The 17,886-nt window shown below is 39.7% G+C and carries 10 protein-coding genes, 1 tRNA gene and 1 pseudogene; 2 read left to right on the top strand and 10 right to left on the bottom strand.

All coding sequences use genetic code 11. From position 1 onward, the window contains the following. Positions 1-12: 12 nt before the first annotated feature. Positions 13-1,131, bottom strand: coding sequence for a formylglycine-generating enzyme family protein (locus ACN9MR_RS10015; RefSeq protein ID WP_426329561.1), 1,119 nt, complete (start codon positions 1,129-1,131; stop codon positions 13-15). Positions 1,132-1,313: 182 nt separating this feature from the next. Between ACN9MR_RS10015 and ACN9MR_RS10010 the strand changes: the two genes are divergently transcribed. After that, a tRNA-Lys gene (locus tag ACN9MR_RS10010) sits at positions 1,314-1,386 on the top strand. 431 nt (positions 1,387-1,817) lie between these two features. Here ACN9MR_RS10010 and ACN9MR_RS10005 read toward each other — a convergent pair. From ACN9MR_RS10005 to ACN9MR_RS09975, 7 genes are all read right to left on the bottom strand, one after another. Beyond that, on the bottom strand, positions 1,818-2,990 hold the full coding sequence (locus ACN9MR_RS10005; RefSeq protein ID WP_426329560.1) for a glycoside hydrolase family 88 protein: 1,173 nt from the start codon (positions 2,988-2,990) through the stop codon (positions 1,818-1,820). Between the two features lie 2 nt (positions 2,991-2,992). Further along, positions 2,993-4,108: an alginate lyase family protein gene (locus ACN9MR_RS10000; RefSeq protein WP_426329559.1), complete on the bottom strand. Its 1,116-nt coding sequence runs from the start codon at positions 4,106-4,108 to the stop codon at positions 2,993-2,995. Positions 4,109-4,189: 81 nt separating this feature from the next. Next, positions 4,190-6,652 carry a glycoside hydrolase family 2 TIM barrel-domain containing protein gene (locus tag ACN9MR_RS09995; RefSeq protein WP_426329558.1) on the bottom strand — a complete coding sequence of 821 codons (2,463 nt, stop codon included), beginning with the start codon at positions 6,650-6,652 and terminating at the stop codon, positions 4,190-4,192. Positions 6,653-7,126: 474 nt separating this feature from the next. Next, positions 7,127-8,011 carry a polysaccharide lyase gene (locus ACN9MR_RS09990; protein ID WP_426329557.1) on the bottom strand — a complete coding sequence of 295 codons (885 nt, stop codon included), beginning with the start codon at positions 8,009-8,011 and terminating at the stop codon, positions 7,127-7,129. Between the two features lie 218 nt (positions 8,012-8,229). Further along, positions 8,230-10,104: a RagB/SusD family nutrient uptake outer membrane protein gene (locus ACN9MR_RS09985; protein ID WP_426329556.1), complete on the bottom strand. Its 1,875-nt coding sequence runs from the start codon at positions 10,102-10,104 to the stop codon at positions 8,230-8,232. A gap of 11 nt (positions 10,105-10,115) precedes the next feature. Then, positions 10,116-13,202 carry a SusC/RagA family TonB-linked outer membrane protein gene (locus ACN9MR_RS09980; protein ID WP_426329555.1) on the bottom strand — a complete coding sequence of 1,029 codons (3,087 nt, stop codon included), beginning with the start codon at positions 13,200-13,202 and terminating at the stop codon, positions 10,116-10,118. Positions 13,203-13,824: 622 nt separating this feature from the next. Continuing rightward, positions 13,825-15,726 carry a 7TM diverse intracellular signaling domain-containing protein gene (locus tag ACN9MR_RS09975; RefSeq protein ID WP_426329554.1) on the bottom strand — a complete coding sequence of 634 codons (1,902 nt, stop codon included), beginning with the start codon at positions 15,724-15,726 and terminating at the stop codon, positions 13,825-13,827. Positions 15,727-15,889: 163 nt separating this feature from the next. Here ACN9MR_RS09975 and ACN9MR_RS09970 point away from each other — a divergent pair. Continuing rightward, a pseudogene (locus ACN9MR_RS09970) lies at positions 15,890-16,051 on the top strand (helix-turn-helix domain-containing protein); the annotation flags it as partial. 169 nt (positions 16,052-16,220) lie between these two features. On the opposite strand, the gene ACN9MR_RS09965 reads toward ACN9MR_RS09970, so the two are convergent. Then, the gene (locus tag ACN9MR_RS09965) at positions 16,221-17,300 is read right to left on the bottom strand and encodes an NADP-dependent oxidoreductase (RefSeq protein ID WP_426329553.1); all 1,080 of its coding nucleotides are present in this window, start codon (positions 17,298-17,300) and stop codon (positions 16,221-16,223) included. Beyond that, the gene (locus ACN9MR_RS09960; protein WP_426329552.1) at positions 17,233-17,784 is read right to left on the bottom strand and encodes a hypothetical protein; all 552 of its coding nucleotides are present in this window, start codon (positions 17,782-17,784) and stop codon (positions 17,233-17,235) included. The genes ACN9MR_RS09965 and ACN9MR_RS09960 overlap by 68 nt, the downstream gene beginning before the upstream one ends. Positions 17,785-17,886 lie beyond the last annotated feature (102 nt).

Here is a 17,886-nt window from a genome sequence, read left to right as displayed (position 1 = left end):
CAGAAAAGGGCTTTAGTTGGAGCTTACGCACCTAAAACCGGTATGCTCTAAGCCTGTATCAACAGAAGTTTTCATTCTCGAAGTTACCCGGTAACCTTTACAATAAGAGGCATTACACATAAAAGAACCACCCCTTACCACTCTTTTAGGTATAGTCGGCTCCATAGGATCGTAGCTATCCGACGGACCTTTAGGATCGGTGCTCAACCCTGAAAGCTTGCTATAATAATCTGGGCGGTACCAATCGCTGCACCACTCCCAAACGTTGCCTGCCATATCATAAAGTCCATAACCATTCGGTTTAAATTTTTTCACTGCTGCTAAACCATTAAAACCATCCCAATTGGTGTTTTTAACCGGAAAGCTTCCCTGCCAGGTATTGGCTTTTACTTTACCTTTTTCTATATCTTCATTCCCCCATGGATATTTTTCATTTTTCAAAGCACCTCTCGCGGCGTACTCCCACTCTGCCTCAGTTGGCAACCGTTTACCCGACCATTTACAATAGGCCATGGCATCATCCCAGGATACATGTACCACCGGAAAGTTTTCTTTTCCTTTAATATCGCTGCCAGGGCCATGAGGGTGTTTCCAATTGGCGCCTTTAACCCAACGCCACCATTGTGATGCATCGTTTAAAGAGGTAACACTTTTAGGCTGGTAGAAAACCAAAGATGCTGCAACAAAAACACTGTCGGGCGGTTTTGGTGTACCTTCCGGAAGCTGTTTTTTCATTTCTTCCCAATCTGGTTTACGTTCGGCCGTAGTCACATACCCGGTTGCATCAACAAACTTTTTAAAACTGGCATTGGTTACTTCGGTAGCATCAATCCAGAAGGAAGAAACTTTAACCCGATGTTGTGGGTATTCATCATCTCTACCCTCTTTATCAGAAGCACCCATGGCAAACTCGCCTGCCGGAATTAAAACCATGCCTTCATGACTTACTTTGTTGTTGGAAGCAAAACTTGAAGAATCTTTTACTGCACCAAAACGGCTTGGCATATTTTTTTCGCATGAAGCTAAAGAATCTTGCTTGTGTTTATCCTGTTCTTCTTTAGCGTGGTTGGATTGACAAGAAAGTATAAAGAGAAGCGGCAAAAAAAACAAAGCAGAAAGAAATCTATGCATGATTGATATTAAATTAGGAGCGATAAAAATATCAATTAAGTTTAAAAAAGAGAAGCTAAATAATTAATTCGCCTATAAATCAATACACTAACACATTTGGCCATTTTTTATTTGCAGGAAATGCTTCATAACCCTATATTTGCACCACTTTAAAGGAAACGGATAACGTTTTAAGCAAAGTAGATTCCGTAGCTCAGCTGGTAGAGCATTACACTTTTAATGTAGTGGTCCTGGGTTCGAATCCCAGCGGGATCACAAGAAACCTCACAGAAATGTGAGGTTTTTTTGTTTTATTCCGGCTCGGATTCGAACAGCAGCGTTGGCCTGGGTTCGGGATATTGCGGGCTGAGCCAATCCTAGCGGGACCACAGAAAATAGTATCAAAACTACGTAAAATCTTGCAAATCAAATGATTGTATGCTTTTTGTTTTGGTGGAAAAGCCAAAATACTCACCGAATCTCATATTAAAAGTGTGTGATTTGGTGAGTAATTCTGGAATTAAAGAACTCACTGAATTATATATAATCACTTGATTAACAGGACATTCTATTATCGAGCATCTTGACGTTTTCAGACTGCAGGGCTAATTTTGTTAACCTTAATTCAGTTTAAAGATGGAAGCTTTGGTAGGAAAGGATTACGTCATTGGTAGCGCAACACCACGAAACCCAATAGTTTTCTCATATTACTTACTCCTCAAAAGCGCTTCCAGATAATAATAATCAGCATAATTTATGGGCACATCAATTTCTGATTTTGCGGGAAGATGCCCGGTACTATGCTCGAGAATGAAGCCATAATTATCACCAAATTTACTGGTATATTTTAGGTTGAGGCTAGATAAAATTTTATCAGCTGAGGCTTTATATTTTTTGCCTTTCACACTATATTTTGCGAGCTCATAAAGCGCAGAAGCGGTGATTGCTGCAGCGGAAGCATCCCGGGAAACATTTGGAATACCAGGGTCGTCGTAATCCCAATACGGAATACCGTCTGCGGGTGTAATTTTGTTATTCAGTATAAAACCTGCAATTCCATCTGCCTGAGATAAGTATTTATTGTTTTTTGTTTCTCTAAAACATAATGTGTATCCATATAAAGCCCATGCCTGACCACGGGCCCATGCCGATTCGTTTGCATAACCCTGAGCAGTTATTTTCTGAAGAATATGCCCTGCCTTGATTGTATCATAATCAACTACGTGATAAGAACTGAAATCGGAGCGAAAATGATTTTTAATAGTATTATCTGCATGGGACACAGCAATTTTATAAAAGGATGAATCACCCGTCATTTTGGTCGCTTCAAACAGCAATTCAAGATTCATCATATTATCAATAATTACCGGATATTTCCATTTATCACCATTGTGATCCCATGATTTTAGCACTCCGGCAGTCTTGTTGAAACGGGTGGAAAGCGATTTAGCCGCCTGAATGATGACTGCTCTGTATGCAGTATCTTTGGTTAGGCGGTAGCCATTTCCGAACGGGCAGTAAATCATAAAACCCAAATCGTGGGTACCACGATTGTATTGTTCTTTCCTGATATCTGCAGTATATTTCTTGGCAAGATCAAGCCACTTTTTATCTTTTGTGTATTCATAAAAATACCAGAGTTCTGCCGGAAAAAATCCACTTGTCCAATCTCTCGATGCAACCATTTTAAACTGCCCCTTTTCTACGGTTCGTGGAGATACCAGACTGGGTTTAACCAGACGTGCCGAGTCAACATTTTTAACCAAAACGTCAGTTTGTTTTGCTGCTGCTGCAAAAGCCTGCATTACGTTAACTTTCTGAGCATTTGCTGAGCCAGCCAATAACAAACAACATAACGTTATCTTATTTTTTAAATTCATATTTATAACCATATTAAAGGATTGCGAATGGGTAAATTCCTAACAACTTCTTCTACTTGAGGTGCATGGTCTAGTTTTTCCCAGTTGGAATACCATTCATGCTGATTAAACTGAACCGCTCCGAAAATTAAAAAGGGTTGTGCAACAGGCCAGTTTTCCCAATACATTACATCGGCTTTTAGAGGCCATTTATTTTTTTCGGCTATAAAAGGATAAAGATAATCCAGGCCTTTGCGGATCGATTTTCCATCTGCTGTTTTAAAATTCCACAGATCATCATTTGGAATGGACAAAATCTGGCAAAGCATCACCATCGCATCAAGGTTAAAAATCGAGTATCCATAGGGTTTCGTTCTGGCCATTTCTAAAGGAAAACTACCATCTATATCCATTTGATTGGGCAGTAAGATTGTTTTATACCTAATGCGCAACGAATCGAGGGTTGGCTCATCTTTACATAATTTAGCGAAAGATGCCACTTGCATCGCCCAGCACGTGGCGTGATTATTTTTAACTGTCTTTTCCTGTATGCCCGGTTTGGAAGTATTCAGCCACAACGTATAACTGGTAAACCATTTTTTAATTCCACTGGAGACAGACTTATCAAATGCCTTTGCGTCTTCCATCACCAAAGCACCCTGGGCAACTTCCATTAAGTGAATGGTATCGATAATACCATAATTTCTTCCGGTAAATCTGCCTTTTACTGCCTGGGCAAACAGAAGATTTGGATTCATTAAGGTTTCAGGATTGATAAACCATGCCTGAAAATGTTTAACCGCATGGTTTACATAACTTTCATTGCCTGTTATTTTATAGGCTGACGCCAATGCACCGATGATTTTACTAAAACGAATCATAGCCTTCCTATGCTCGACAAAATTATCCGGGTTCGTTAATCCATCTCGATTGATATAAGGTCCATCCGGATTTTTCGGGTCGGGCCAGAAGTAATCTGCTTCCGAAAAAAAATCATGTTTGCCACCAGCACTTCTAGGCGAAGATGATGCGGTGATGGTAATCGGCTCTTGTTCCATTGCCCATTTTGCCTGGCTTAAAATTTGCCTTTTAAGCAAAATACTAGCTTTCCTTTTGAAATCTACAGGTGCATTTTCCAAATCTATAATAGTATTAGAAAATGAACTTAATGCTAGATAAAAAACAGTTTGGACTAAAATTATTGATATCCTTTTCATCATCTACATGGTTATGAAAACGGTTGGAATGTCATCAGATTTTACAGAAGCTACACTTTTGCCTTTGTTTAGTTTCACTTTGATAATTGCTCTGCCATTGTAAGCCTGCACTTTTCTCGAACCGGAAGATGTTCCCAAGTCATCAATTAATCTTCCATCCCCCGTTAATCCAAAATTTACCCAGTTTGTTGCATCCAGACATTGTATCCCGGCTTCATCAAAAAGCTTAACCTCCAAGGTTGCAACATCTGCCTCCTCATTTATTTTGGTTAAGGTCATTTTAGCGGCTTTAGTCCATTTCTCTGTTTGATAGATAAATTTTATTTCATCGCTTACCGTAACCTTACCTTTTTTAGCTACGACCTTAACTGTATTTTCCCCTTTAAGAAACGGAAGGTTCCAACGTAAACCCGCAGCGGGGAAATCCTGGCTGTTTCTTTTCTTTGTCCCAAAGCTCTTACCGTTCAAAAATATTTCTGCGTGCGTACAGTTAGCATAAACTTTTACCATTTTTTCCTCTCCCTGCTCACCCCAGCGTACCGGCCAGCTATGCCCATAGATATGAACCATCGGTTTATCTGTCCAATACGATTGAAAAACATAATAGGCTTCTTTTTTAGTGAAATCTCTTTCAACAACACCCTTCTGGTTCATGTAAGGCACCGGATTATCAGGACGAACAGGGGTTGAAAAATCTTTGAATGGCCAGTAGGCCGTACCACTCAGCCAAGACATGTTTTCCTGTTCTTTAAGGTGCCAATCAATTAAATTGGTGATGTAGGATTCACTCCAATCGCCATCTTTGGATATTCTTGCGGCACCCCCGAATAATGAAGCGTCACCTGCCCGCTCGTCAGCGCTTTCACCGGTTTTAATTTTACTTAGGGCTTTATCAGGATTTTCTGAATGTCGCATGGCATGGCTATCGCCCCCCCATTCTACATGTAAAAAGCGCTTAACTTTAGCAAATTCATCTTGAGAAACCTTTTTATAATCGGTATAGGCACCACGGTACCAACCCGCCCAGATGGATGGAGAATATACATCAACAATATCTGCACAAAAATCGCATCGCCGGATTGCAGTATACCTGGATAAATCCAGTTTATGGGAGAGTCCATTAAGTTCTTTCATAAAGGTTCTGATTTTTTCTTTATCAAATTCAGCAAAATCACCTGGCCAATCATTTTCATTTCCCAAGCCCCAGATAATGATAGAAGGATGGTTATAATGCTGCTCAATCATGTTTGTAAGCATGTTTCTGGCTTGTTTTTTATAAGTTTCGCCACCTAAACCACCCCGGCACCAGGGGATTTCTTCCCATACAAGGATGCCCAAACTATCACAGAGGTTCAACACAATTCTCGATTGCTGATAATGCCCCAGTCGGATAAAATTCACGCCCATATCCTTCATCATCTGCATTTCAGTGCGAATCATTTCCTCGCTCATTGCTGCCGCAACGCCTGCATGGTCTTCGTGCCGATGGGTACCACGCAAGAGCAAACGATTTCCATTTAAACTGAAAGGGCCTTTCTCTGCAAAATTGATGTTTCTAAAACCTATTTTCTCTTCACTCTTATAACTGCCTGTGGATGAAACGAGATCATAAAGCAGACGATACTGCAAGGGTTTATCTGTCGACCATAATTGCGGCTTATTGATCTGCAAGCTCCATAACTCAGTATCGCCATTTAAATTATTGAGTTTTTTTTCCTGCTGTGCAACAACCTTTCCTTTTGGGTCGATCAATTTAAGATGAATAGTAGCATTTTCTAGGTCTGCAGGATTATAAAATCTTCCGCTCACATTTAATTTTCCAAATTTTCCCTGCGCGTCCACTTCAGCCTTGGCAAACATTTTTTCAACAGAGAGCGGTGGGGCATAAACCAGGTTTAAATAGCGGTAAATCCCTCCATAAACATTAAAGTCTGAAAGATCCGAGGGAATCATTTCCAAATCTCTTGAATTATCCGTACGGATCGAGACCGGCACTTGCCCTTTAAATTGCTTTTGGTAAACTTCCTCTTTTTTAAATGCGGCAACCGCATCTGTAATATCAGCCGTCCATTCATCGTAACCGCCTACATGAATTGCAACTTTTGTCGTGTACACATAAACCTCTGTTTTTTGACCAGCACCTTCGAAATGCAAAATGGTTCTACCATTTTGATAAGGATTTTCAATCTTTAGTGAAGTGCGGTACCACGCAGGTCCCTGATAATAATTCACATCAGGATCCACCGCATCTGTAGCATTAACGCAATGTGGTAAATTCACATTTTCCCATAATGGAACGGATTCAGGATTTCCTAAACCGATGGGACGGACAGCTTCCCATATACCTCCTAAATCATGTTTAAGAAATTCCCAGCCAGCATTTAGCCGCATTGTTTTTTGTGCAAATGCTATATCGGATGACAGAAAGAAACTGAGGACAACAAGATATCTGGCTATTTTTTTCATATATAATTAATAAACGAATTATTTTTTGCTTGTTGCTAATGCAAAACCATACAATCAATTGGGTTCCACAAGGCTTAAATTTGCTAATAAACTTTCTTAACTGAATAGCATTTAATATAAGTTTTCCCTCAATTGCTTTAAAATAGTCATAATTCCTTTTCCGTTTGGTCAAAGTTGATAATTAAAGAAACAATACCACTAAAAATTTATTTACAAAAAAATGTACCCACGATAAAGCACTGGCCATTCAGTTAGGGCAGTGGCTTACGCAATTCATTCTTGCTATTTTTCACAAAAGCTCAATGGAATCTGCTCTGCTGAAACTTATCGTTAAATCATCGAAAATCAACTTCCGTTATTGCCGGTCATATCTAATTATTAATTGGCTGTGCTGAATTTCTTTCTGGTAGTGGTATTTATCTAACTTATTGTTTTAAAAGATTTAGATGGTGATCAAGCTTCACCATCTAAATGCTATTGAATTTTGTTTACTACTAAATCATCAAAGTAAATGTAACTGGTCTGACTGGAACCCCAGACAGCAACATCCTTTCCACCCCTGAAATTATGGAAGGATAGTCGCTTGATTAGGCGCTGCGCATCGTTTGTCGTCCAGCGAATAGACTGATCTAATACTGTTTCACCATTTATAAGTACCTGTACCCAGCCATTTTTAGTAGACCCGGTATTACTTTTCACATAAAGATGTACCGTATAGGTATTTCCTTTGACAAGGCTTCCGCTTGTCGGATAAGATCTTCCAAAGGTATCTCCACAGGGACCAGCCATATCTCTATGATAAACATAAGGTTGAAAATAGACCCTGCTACCATTATTATACCACATTAATCGCAGACTTCCTCCATTTCCATCGGTAGCAATATCACAGCCCGTATTGCCTTCCCCTATAAGAAAGCCAAAACCTACCTTTCCTCCCCTACTCCAATCGAACTGACTATGAAAACGAACCTTAAACGTTGCCTCATATGCAGAACCATCAGATAGGTCTGCACCGGCGATAAGTCCGTTGGACACGGAGTTTGGAGCCAAGGTTGCCCTGGCCCACCCACCTGATATGTAGGCACGGTCTTCATTCCAGCCTGTCAGGGCAGCCATGCCGAAATCGCTACTTGCTTCACTGTAAGAATATGAACCATCGGGGTGATTAAAACTGGTATTGATGTTGCTTGGATAAGCTTGAGCGGCAGCCACTGCCATACTTTTATTTACCAAAAGTTTTTCCTTGTGGACAATGTCCTGTTTTGCTTCTGAAGAATCTTTCGAGCAGCCTAGAATAACGCTGAAAAAAATTAACATGGCAACACCAGTTAATTTGGATATTATAATTTTAACACTCATTGTAATTTTAGTTTAGGTTTAAATCTGGTTAGATATTTCTTGTTCGTGCGCTGCTGTCCTGGACAGCAGGGTACATTGTTTTGCTTTAGTTACTTATTAATTTATATATGTACTTAAAATGTTTTGATTTCGTCCGGATCAGGAAAAAAGCAGCCCTTGCTTAAGGGACTGCCCATTCTAACCAAAACCATGTATTCTCACACGGCCTTTATCTTCTATTAAGGTAACTTATCCAATGCGGGTACATTCTGATCATATCCTGCATAGCCCTTATTCTGGTTAATCCTGCCTTCAGTGTTAAACCGTTGTGCACTTGCCGGAACAGGCCATAAAACGTGGTAGGGTGCAATTTTGTAGTTTACACCTTGTAATGTTGGTACCTGGTTTTTATAAAAATCATTTTTTTCTATAATCCTGTCGTACATAAAATTATTATCAGAAAAAGTAGCAAGGCTATAACTCTTACCGTTATAAGCCGGCTTACCTGTTTGTGCAAAAATATATGCAATACGGGTAAGTTCTGTTTTACGAGGCTCTTCCCAAAATAATTCACGGGCACGCTCATCCAAAATGGTTCCTATTGTTATTTGTGCGGCATTTGTTAACAGCGTTGCATTAGCTCGGCTTCTCACTACGTTTAAGTCAGCCATAGCCAATCCAAGTTCGCCTTTCCAATAATAAGCTTCTGCCCTAAGTAGATAGGTTTCTGCCAAACGGAATACGTACCAATCAGTATTTGTTCCGCGGGGTGGTGTCCAATATGGGTCATTTGCTAAAGCATTGGTCGAATTGATGAAAACTTTATAATGTGGCCATCCAAACCAGTGACGAATGGTATCAAGTGCACCATTTGTAAAACGTTGTTTGATATTTGCATCCGAGTACATTTGCAGAGGCTGACCATATAAGGCTCTATCCGCAGCATTAGTTGAGGTTTTCAATGCCGGGTTATTGTACACTAAATCTGTCATATCCATCCACATGCCTTTTGCGTGTCGATAATCGGTATTATCCGTCCAAATGTATTTTGTGCTGTAAGGCGTCCCTCGGTAGCGGCCAATTCCTCTGCCGTACATTCTGGTCAGTGGAATTTCTGCGGTTACCAAATCAACAATTGCGGTCGCTCCTGATGGTGTTTTTACGTTTGCAAAATGCCAGGCGGGAACGGTGTTTCTCATCAGTTGTGAACCCAAGGCTGTAAAACCAGCAAAAGCTTCTCTATCAATCACTAAAAATAATGCTTCTCTATTGTTAGTGAGTGATTTATTATCCATTCGGTGCAAATCCCAGATTACATTTTTTGTCAAATCAGAAGCGGTGCTTCCAAAGCGCGTGGTCATCATACCATATTTTCCACCAGAAATTACATTAGAAGCTGAAGCAATTGCATCATCAAATTTACCAAGTGCCAGATTTACTTTAGTTAGCAAATGGCTAACAGCACCTTTGGTTACATCTCCCTTATTGCCCCCGTCGGTAACCCAGGTTTGGGCAAATTCAAGATCTGTTTTCATTTTGCTAAGGATTACTTCTCTTTTTGTGGAATAAAAATCTGCTTTTGGAAATTCCAAATCATTTAAAAGCAATGGTACATCACCGAACTGATGAACAAGTCTGTAGTAATAATAAGCCCGGTAAAAATATGCCGATCCTAAAATCAGATTTTTTTCAGCTTCAGACGCATATGTTGGCTTATCAATGTTTGAAATGATTGTGTTAGCCTGCCGAACTGCAACAAATTCATTATCCCAGTACCAGCCTATTTTGTTGAAGTCATCGCTATTAAGATTGGCATCCGGAGTGATCCTGGAAATTAAATCCTGAGCGGGTGTGTTTTTATCGGTTGTTCCATCCACAGCAACATCTGAAAAAATTGATTCCGTTAATAATGGAGCAGAATCGCCAAAAAACTCTCTTCGCGTTGCCAACCCAAGACCATTAAGTGCGGCTTTCATCGCGGTAAGATTATTTAGATTTTCTGGTGCATAAGCCGATAGTTGTTCTGAATCCAGAAATGCTTTTTTACACCCCGAAAAGTTCAGTAATGCAGCGAAAGCAAGTAGGATGAATATATTTTGATTTAGTTTTTTCATTTTCATTTAAGTTATAAATTAACATTAAGACCTAAAGTGTAGTATCTTGGTGTTGGACCATTATTTTGCGGGTCCCAAAATGTCCATGTTGGTGCATAATAGCCTGCATTATTTACATTGGCATAAATTTTAGCGCTTTTTACACGAAGCTTAGTAAGCAAATTTGATGGTACCGAATAAGATACGGCTACGGTGTTTAAGCGGATGAAAGAGTTATCCCAGTACACATTATAGCTTGTTCCGCTCGAACCGGAATTTAGTCTTGCGTAATCGTTTATTGGATTTTCGGGCGTCCAATATGGTAAAACATACGATGATGAACGGGCAAATCCTACACTACCAGGCTGGTTTTTTGCTGAATTGTATTGTTTAAGCTGCCCCCAGTTGGCAAGTAATTGAAACGAAAAATCAAAATTTCTGAAGATATTGAATTCATTTCTCATCGCAAAGAAGTAGCGCGGTGTACGGTAACCTAAAAACTTTTTGTCCTTATCAGAATAGGCATAATCTCCGTCAACATCTTCAAGCTTAAAATCGCCTGGTTTAATGGCTGCCTTTGTAAATTTGGCGGCTTCGGCCAATTCACTTTGCTGCCATACGCCCTGAACGTTATAATCCCATATTATGTCGATATCTTTACCAATAAACCATCCATTTCCAGGGTCGTCTGTCGGCAAGGCAAGTGCAACAATTTTATTTCTGTTGAAGGAAAAATTGAAATTGGTATTCCATTTAACAGGTCCATTAACAAGATTTTTACTATTCAAGTTTAGTTCTCCTCCACGATTATTGATACGGGCAAGGTTTGAATAAACATTAGAATAGCCGCTAACATTCGGCAGTGTCTGTCTAACTAGTAAATCACTCGTTTTCTTGTTATAGACATCAATAGAGCCGCTAATGCGATCGTTGAAAATTGAAAAATCCAAACCGGCATTCATCGCGGTAGTTTCTTCCCACTTTAAATCTGAATTTGCCATTTTTGCTCCAATTTGAACGGTGTTCACATCTGAGGCAGCACCACTACCGTTTACGGTTTGGTATTTACCACTCGTTAACTGAGCAAGTGCAGCATAGGGATCAACAGTTCCATTATCGGGGTTACGTAAATCACGGTTACCATTAATACCATAAGACAGACGAAGCTTCCCGTAACCTAACCATTTCTGATTTTTCATGAACGCTTCATCTGTAAATACCCATGCTAATGCTGCTGCTGGGAATGTAGCGCGTTTGAAGTTTACGCCAAAGACGGAATAACCATCTCTACGAACCGAAAGGGTTAATATATAACGACTCAATAAACTATAATTTATCCTTGCCATCAATGCATCTCCTGTATATACCTTATCTTCGCTATTTGTTACAGGTTTGATACCGCTCGAAAGATTATGATAACTTAGTACATCACTGGGAACGAAGCCTTCATTTGAAGCTTGCGTCCACCAGGTCTGGTATTTTTCAGCATTTGCCAATAGTGTTACATCCAGGTTGTGAATATTGGCAAAGGTTTTGTTCCATTTAAGTAAATTATCTACCTGCCAGTTGTACCGGGTTTCGTTGGCTCGTGTTGCAGATCCCCCGGGAGTTACTACATCCGGGTTTCTGGAAGATCGGTAATCGAAAGTTCTATAGAAATCCAGACCTGGACTGAAATTCAGCTGATAGGTGATTCCGAAAGGCAATTTTACACGTCCATAAACGCTTGCAAAAATTGTATTCTGCTTATTCATGCGTTCATTGTATGTCATGCTTAGAAAAGGGTTTCTGGCATTTAAACCGCTATCATCTGTAGGAATGCGCCTCAATTGCCCGTTTGGAAGGTATTTATCTCCGTAAGGCGACAAGTTTAATATCTGCGTCCAGTCTGCCTCAGTTGATCCATCTCCTGTTCTGGCTTCATCTCGATCGGCGAATTGGACGTTCATGCCCAAGGTTAGCCATTTGGCTGCTTCGCCTTCAAGATTTATCCTTCCCCTGATTGCGGTATAGTCACCACCTTCTATAACATTCTGGTTTTTCTGATAGTTTAAAGACATATAGTAGGTAATTTCCTGCTTCTTACCGCTTAAAGAAAGGGTATGATCCTGACGGAAACCAGTTCTAAAGATATCATCATACCAGTTGGTCGTTTTTCCGGCCAGGTAATTTGCCTTCTCATTTGCAACCAGGCCAAGTCTGTTGAGCCATAAATCAACCGGATCGCCGGTTTGCCCATTCAACCATTGGGTGAGATCAACGCCTTGAGGAAGATTTCTAGGATCGGTATACAAGTAATCTGGGGTTGTGGCGCCGCTCCGCAACACATCTCCTCTCCATGCCAAAAATGCTTCATCCTGGTAAGGCCGCATGTTTTTAGCTACCTGAGCAAGACCAACATTGGTATTAAAAGTGATCGTTGGAGATTCACCTCTGCCCTTTTTAGTTGTTATCGCAATAACCCCAGTTGCAGCTTTAGCTCCATAAACCGCAAGTGAACTTGCATCTTTTAAAACGTCTATTCCATCAATATCATTAGGATTGATATCCGCGAGCTGCCCATTGTAAATTACCCCGTCTAATACGATAAGTGGTGAGGTTCCTGCACTTAAGGTGGACTTCCCCCTTACAAGTAAGTCACCACCACCCTTAGCACTTGAACTCAGTCCAACCGAGAGGCCCGGAATATTACCTTTTAGCACATCTGCTATACTTTGTGGATTTTCATTTTCAAGCTGTGTTGCTTTTACGCTGGAAATGGCGCCGGTAGCATCACGTTTTGTTGTGGTACCATAGCCTATTACGACAACATCTGTTAGGTTTCTGGATTCTTCAGTCAAGGTAACAGAAATGCTTGTTCTCTGGCCAACTAAAATCTCTTGCGTGGTGAATCCCACAGCAGAAAAAACAAGCGTTGCATTAGGCGGAACAGATATTAAAAAGCTTCCGTCAGCTCCTGACGATACAGCAGTTTGAGCATTCTTCACTTTAACCGAAATGCCTGGCATGCCTACCCCGGTTTTATCTTTAATGGTTCCCTTCACAGCTATGCTTTGTCCAAAACACAGCGTAAATACAAAGCCAACCAATGCAATTAATAAGGTAATGGTTTTTCTCATTTTATATTTGGTTTAGAATAATTAGATGATACAAACCTATTCTAAATATTTCATTTTCCAAACAAAAATAATTCATAACTATCTATAAAATAGATAGTTATGAAAATTAATAATACGGTATAGCAACAATTGTATCGCTTAATAAATGCACTCCATCGTTTCCATTTCAAGTATGCTTATTTTTGATTAATACGGCTGAGCAACATCCTTTATCCGTTATTTTTTTTTCAGGGGAATGAATTCTATACGGCTTTTGGAAAGCAGATGCTGTATCAATCACGCTGATAAATAAGCATAACCGGCTCATTTGACTTTTGATTATAAATTAAAATTTACATACCGCATGAGGAATAAGGTTGAAATTGTGGCGAAAAACACACTATCCGATATCGTATTTAGGTGATAGCGATAAATGAACACATTCAGACCGCTTAGGCTAAGTAAACTTATTTCATTTTAAGCAAAATGTTAAAGCTGTCAAATTTATATCGGTGCGTTTTTAGATATGTAATACGGTCTTTAACTTCGGAGTGGAGAAGAAATAATTTTGTGATTCGAATGTATTAGCTTAAACGCCATTAGAGGTTGGATGGTATGCTGCCTGCTGTAGCAATCAGGATGATTACACAATTGATGGATCCAAAAGCAGCTTTCCCCAATCCCCATCCGAATTTTTCTTAAGCAAAGCTTTTTTATCAATCAAAAGCTTTTGCATTTTTGAATTATAGGTCCAGCAGGTGCTTTGACGAATGTTTAAAATCTCGGATAACTTATAGGAAGACATGGTACCCTTAGAGGTATAGATCAGAATAAACATATACAATGCCTTGTTTATGGGTATCTTTGAATTTTGGAGGATGGTGTGGGCAATTGCCGACTCATCATAACCACACTTGGTACATCTTCTGCTGAATGAGGTTTGACCTGGAGAGTGTTGCGTGTTTTGACACCTCCTGCAGGCATATCCATGACTCCATTTCAATTCGGAAAGGTATCTGAAACAACTATCCTTATCTGGATATATCCTACTGAATTCTTCAAAATCCAACCCCTTTTGCATAACTCTTGCACGTGTAACTTTCTCTATATTAAGATGGAGTTCAGAAATATCTTTTTTCAGCAAACGGTTCATCACCGAGATCTCTGCATTTTGTTTTTCAATGGTTAAGGTCTTCTGCTGAATTTCCTGGGTACGTTCATCGACAAGCACCTGCAGTTGCTCATTTAGGGTTTGGTTTAAGTTTTCATTTATTCTAAGCTGTTCAATAATTCTTTTTTGTACACTACTTTTTTTCTTTCGGAGTGTACGTATCGCATTACCTATTGCGAATGAAACCAATATCATTTCGATCACAAAACAGATACTTAGACTGTAATAGGTAAGGGTACTATAAGGAATCCATTTCAAAAGCAGTAAAATTTTGAGCACAAAACCTGCAACCAGAAATCCATAACCAAATACTAAAAAGCTCGCTGGCCGATAGCCAGATGAGAGTACGGAAATTCCGGCGCTGAATGCAACCAGGAGGGGAATAAATTCGATGACTTTGAAATTAAATAGCGGTGTATGAATCAGGCAAGCGATAAAGAAGATACTTCTTAACAGAATGGTAAGCACCACCAGCTTATAAAAAAATGGGGATTTTGAGCGCAGGTATAAAAACTTACTGGTAAATAATAGACCGAAAATGCTGCTCAAAAAAAGCGAAACGCCAAATCCATATATATTGATATGCGGATTTGTTGGCCACAGGTATTGAAAAGCAATACCATCGTTACACATTTCATACATACCGATACTAAAGTTGTACACCACATAAAATAAATACTGTTTACCCTTTACAGCAAAGTACATCAAAAGGTTGTAAAGGCAAAATACAGCAATCATCCCATAGAAAAGTCCAAATAACAAATACTCTCCCAAAGCGTAGCTGACAAACCATTTCAGATCCCGCAGAACAATAATGGTACTTACCGAATGTGGTGATTTGATACGGAGATAATAAGTAAAGGTCTGATCGGTGTGATTGTTTAAATCATATATAAAATTTTTGTGGTCATATCCTCTTTTCGAGAAATTATAATTGGTCCCATAATAATTTGCCTTGTAGTTCCCCGATCCATCAGGTGTAAATAATGTTAACTCACTTATTGACTGATCAAAAAACTCAAGTATCCATTGTTTTGAGCTCTCCTGATTATGCCTGATTTTAAATCGATACCAGTAAGCTGATCCTGGATTATCATTTTTAGGAATTCTAAGTGTATTTGAACGGAATTTATGCTGAAATTTTCTACTTATTATCTGGCTAATATTCAATGTAGCTTTAGGGTCTTCCAAAATATCAATCTGACCGAACGAAAGCAGTGTTTGTGGTGAATTATCCTGAATTTGTACAGGGTGCTGCGCCTGGGTCGTTTGAGCGAAGCAAATTAATGTGAACAACGCAGGTATGCGTATAATTCTATTGTAAATGATACTACTAAAGAAATTAATTACACGATACAAGCGGGCGGACGACATCTGTTACAAAATTTGGTTAGAATAGTCCTAAAGTATCAAAACATTATTTGAAGTCCAAACTTTTCTGTTTGAATCAATGGCCTATAGTGGATTGTAAATTTTCATAAAGTGCATATTTCACTGAAACTGTAAAGTTATAGACGGATAAGACCATATGCTGTAATCACTTACTGGGCAAAATGCACAACAGCACATTCATAAACACCTGATCAAAAAGGCAAAGCAACAGTTATCGACAAATCAGGCTTCGATAAGTGAAATAGCCTATGAATTAGGATTTGAACATCCCCTATCCTTTTGTAAACTATTTAAACGTCGCCCTTAGATTTCAGACGTTTTTTCCATTAAGCATCTTTGTAAAGATAGCCCCTAGCCTTCGCCCCATTGAGTTAGCGTGTATTCAAGTTTTTTTAGTTTACAAGTAGTATAACAACAAAAGCCTTCAGTTTAAAACCGGAGGCTTTTGTTTACGAAAACAGCGCTTAATATACCGCTTAAACTTCAACGAGCATTTTACCCTCATTGTTTCCTGAGAAAAGGCCGATGAAAGCTTCAGGCAATTTATCAAATCCTTTCATTATGGTTTCCCTGTAATGAAGCTTGCCTTCGTTTATCCACTGTTCCAATTGCTTTCTGCCATCCGGAAAACGCTGTTTATAGTCGCCGATTAAAAATCCCTGCATCAATAATTTTTTATAAACAATCAGGGGTAGTAAGCTTAATCCACTGACGGCGGCCTCCTTATTATTATAACTGTCAATGGAACCACATACGACCACTCTGCCGTAATCGTTCATGCGGCTAATCACTTCATCCGAAGCAACGCCACCCACGTTATCAAAATAGATGTCAACTCCTTCGGGGCACAGGTCATCCAATGTCTGTCCAATGTTGGCATTGCTTTTATAGTTAATTGCGGCATCCATTCCTAAACCAGATACGATAAAATCTGTTTTCTCGTCACTCCCTGTAATACCGATAACCTTGCAGCCAAATATCTTCCCTATCTGACCCGCGATGCTGCCTACTGCGCCTGCAGCGCCTGAAACCACTAACGTTTCCCCCGATTTGGGCTTACCTATTTCACTTAACGCAAAATAGGCAGACAGGCCTGTAGATCCTAATACACCCAGATAGGCACTTAACGGAAGGCTATGCTCCTTGATCACGCTAAAGTCGTTGCCGTTGCATACCATCCGGTCTCGCCATTGCATATAGCCCATTACTACATCACCCGGTTTGAAATCTTTGTGCTCCGAACTGATAACCTCGGCGATACCGCGCGAAAAGATGATATCTCCAACATTAATCGCTGGCGGATGTCCACCGGCCATAGCTACCCTAAGATATGGGTCAACTGAAATAAAGATTGGCCTAAGTTCGATATCACCTTCTTTTAATGGGCGAAGCTCTTCTGTCTCGAATTTGAAATCATCTGCTTGTGGTATTCCCTCCGGCATCTTAGCCAGCCTGATTAAATTACTTTTCATTACAATTGGAGTTTGATTAAATACCGTAATTTCCAGTAAGCGCTTTCTTTTCAATGCTTTTGGCAAAAAGAGGAGTTTCTTCATGATTATGTGCGTCAGATGCTACTTGACGGTCGTGGGCAGCTTGGTCTAGTGTGATATTGTGCGCTTTCATAAATTCAAAGAACTCAGGCGTTGCGGTGGCATGAATTTCATTGGTGTACTCACAGCTGTTATTATCCAGTTTGGTAACTTTCAGTTCCCAAAGTACCTGTACTTTAGTTCTGCCATTTGCTGTTATCGAATCAGATACCGATAGCATGCGGCAATAATCGGCCCTGTATTCGGTGGCCACATAGTGCTGAATGATTAGTGCGTTTCCAATGGTTTCCACGTTGATAGACATAGGCTCTCCTTCAATCGTACGGGTAAAGCCAGCCGCAATGTGGGCGATAGAACATTTTTGATATTCTGCATCAGGAAGGTTAAATAGCCAATCGGCGATATTTACCATTTCAATTGGCGCGTTAATGACTGCTTTTACAACAGAATGTGAAAGCGCGTTTTCGGAGGTTTGTTTGATTTCCATATTTTTTTTTAGTTTAACAGTTCAAAGGTCAAGATAAATTTATTATCGTCTAAACGCTTATTTTCGATGAAGTTGATCGTTAAAACCGATTTACTCATTATA

Origin of the sequence: Pedobacter sp. R-06, from assembly GCF_049913135.1 — a bacterium.
Lineage (GTDB): Bacteria > Bacteroidota > Bacteroidia > Sphingobacteriales > Sphingobacteriaceae > Pedobacter.
The sequence above is the reverse complement of the archived record's forward strand: the minus strand, read 5'-3'. Positions and strand labels throughout refer to the sequence as shown.

What these genes read in the sequence shown, in the direction of transcription:
- ACN9MR_RS09965 (WP_426329553.1), bottom strand. Translation starts at nt 17,300, where the DNA reads ATGAAGAAACTCCTCTTTTTGCCAAAAGCATTGAAAAGAAAGCGCTTA.
- ACN9MR_RS09995 (WP_426329558.1), bottom strand. Translation starts at nt 6,652, where the DNA reads ATGAAAAAAATAGCCAGATATCTTGTTGTCCTCAGTTTCTTTCTGTCA.
- ACN9MR_RS09960 (WP_426329552.1), bottom strand. Translation starts at nt 17,784, where the DNA reads ATGGAAATCAAACAAACCTCCGAAAACGCGCTTTCACATTCTGTTGTA.
- ACN9MR_RS09975 (WP_426329554.1), bottom strand. Translation starts at nt 15,726, where the DNA reads ATGTCGTCCGCCCGCTTGTATCGTGTAATTAATTTCTTTAGTAGTATC.
- ACN9MR_RS09985 (WP_426329556.1), bottom strand. Translation starts at nt 10,104, where the DNA reads ATGAAAAAACTAAATCAAAATATATTCATCCTACTTGCTTTCGCTGCA.
- ACN9MR_RS09990 (WP_426329557.1), bottom strand. Translation starts at nt 8,011, where the DNA reads ATGAGTGTTAAAATTATAATATCCAAATTAACTGGTGTTGCCATGTTA.
- ACN9MR_RS10005 (WP_426329560.1), bottom strand. Translation starts at nt 2,990, where the DNA reads ATGAATTTAAAAAATAAGATAACGTTATGTTGTTTGTTATTGGCTGGC.
- ACN9MR_RS09980 (WP_426329555.1), bottom strand. Translation starts at nt 13,202, where the DNA reads ATGAGAAAAACCATTACCTTATTAATTGCATTGGTTGGCTTTGTATTT.
- ACN9MR_RS10015 (WP_426329561.1), bottom strand. Translation starts at nt 1,131, where the DNA reads ATGCATAGATTTCTTTCTGCTTTGTTTTTTTTGCCGCTTCTCTTTATA.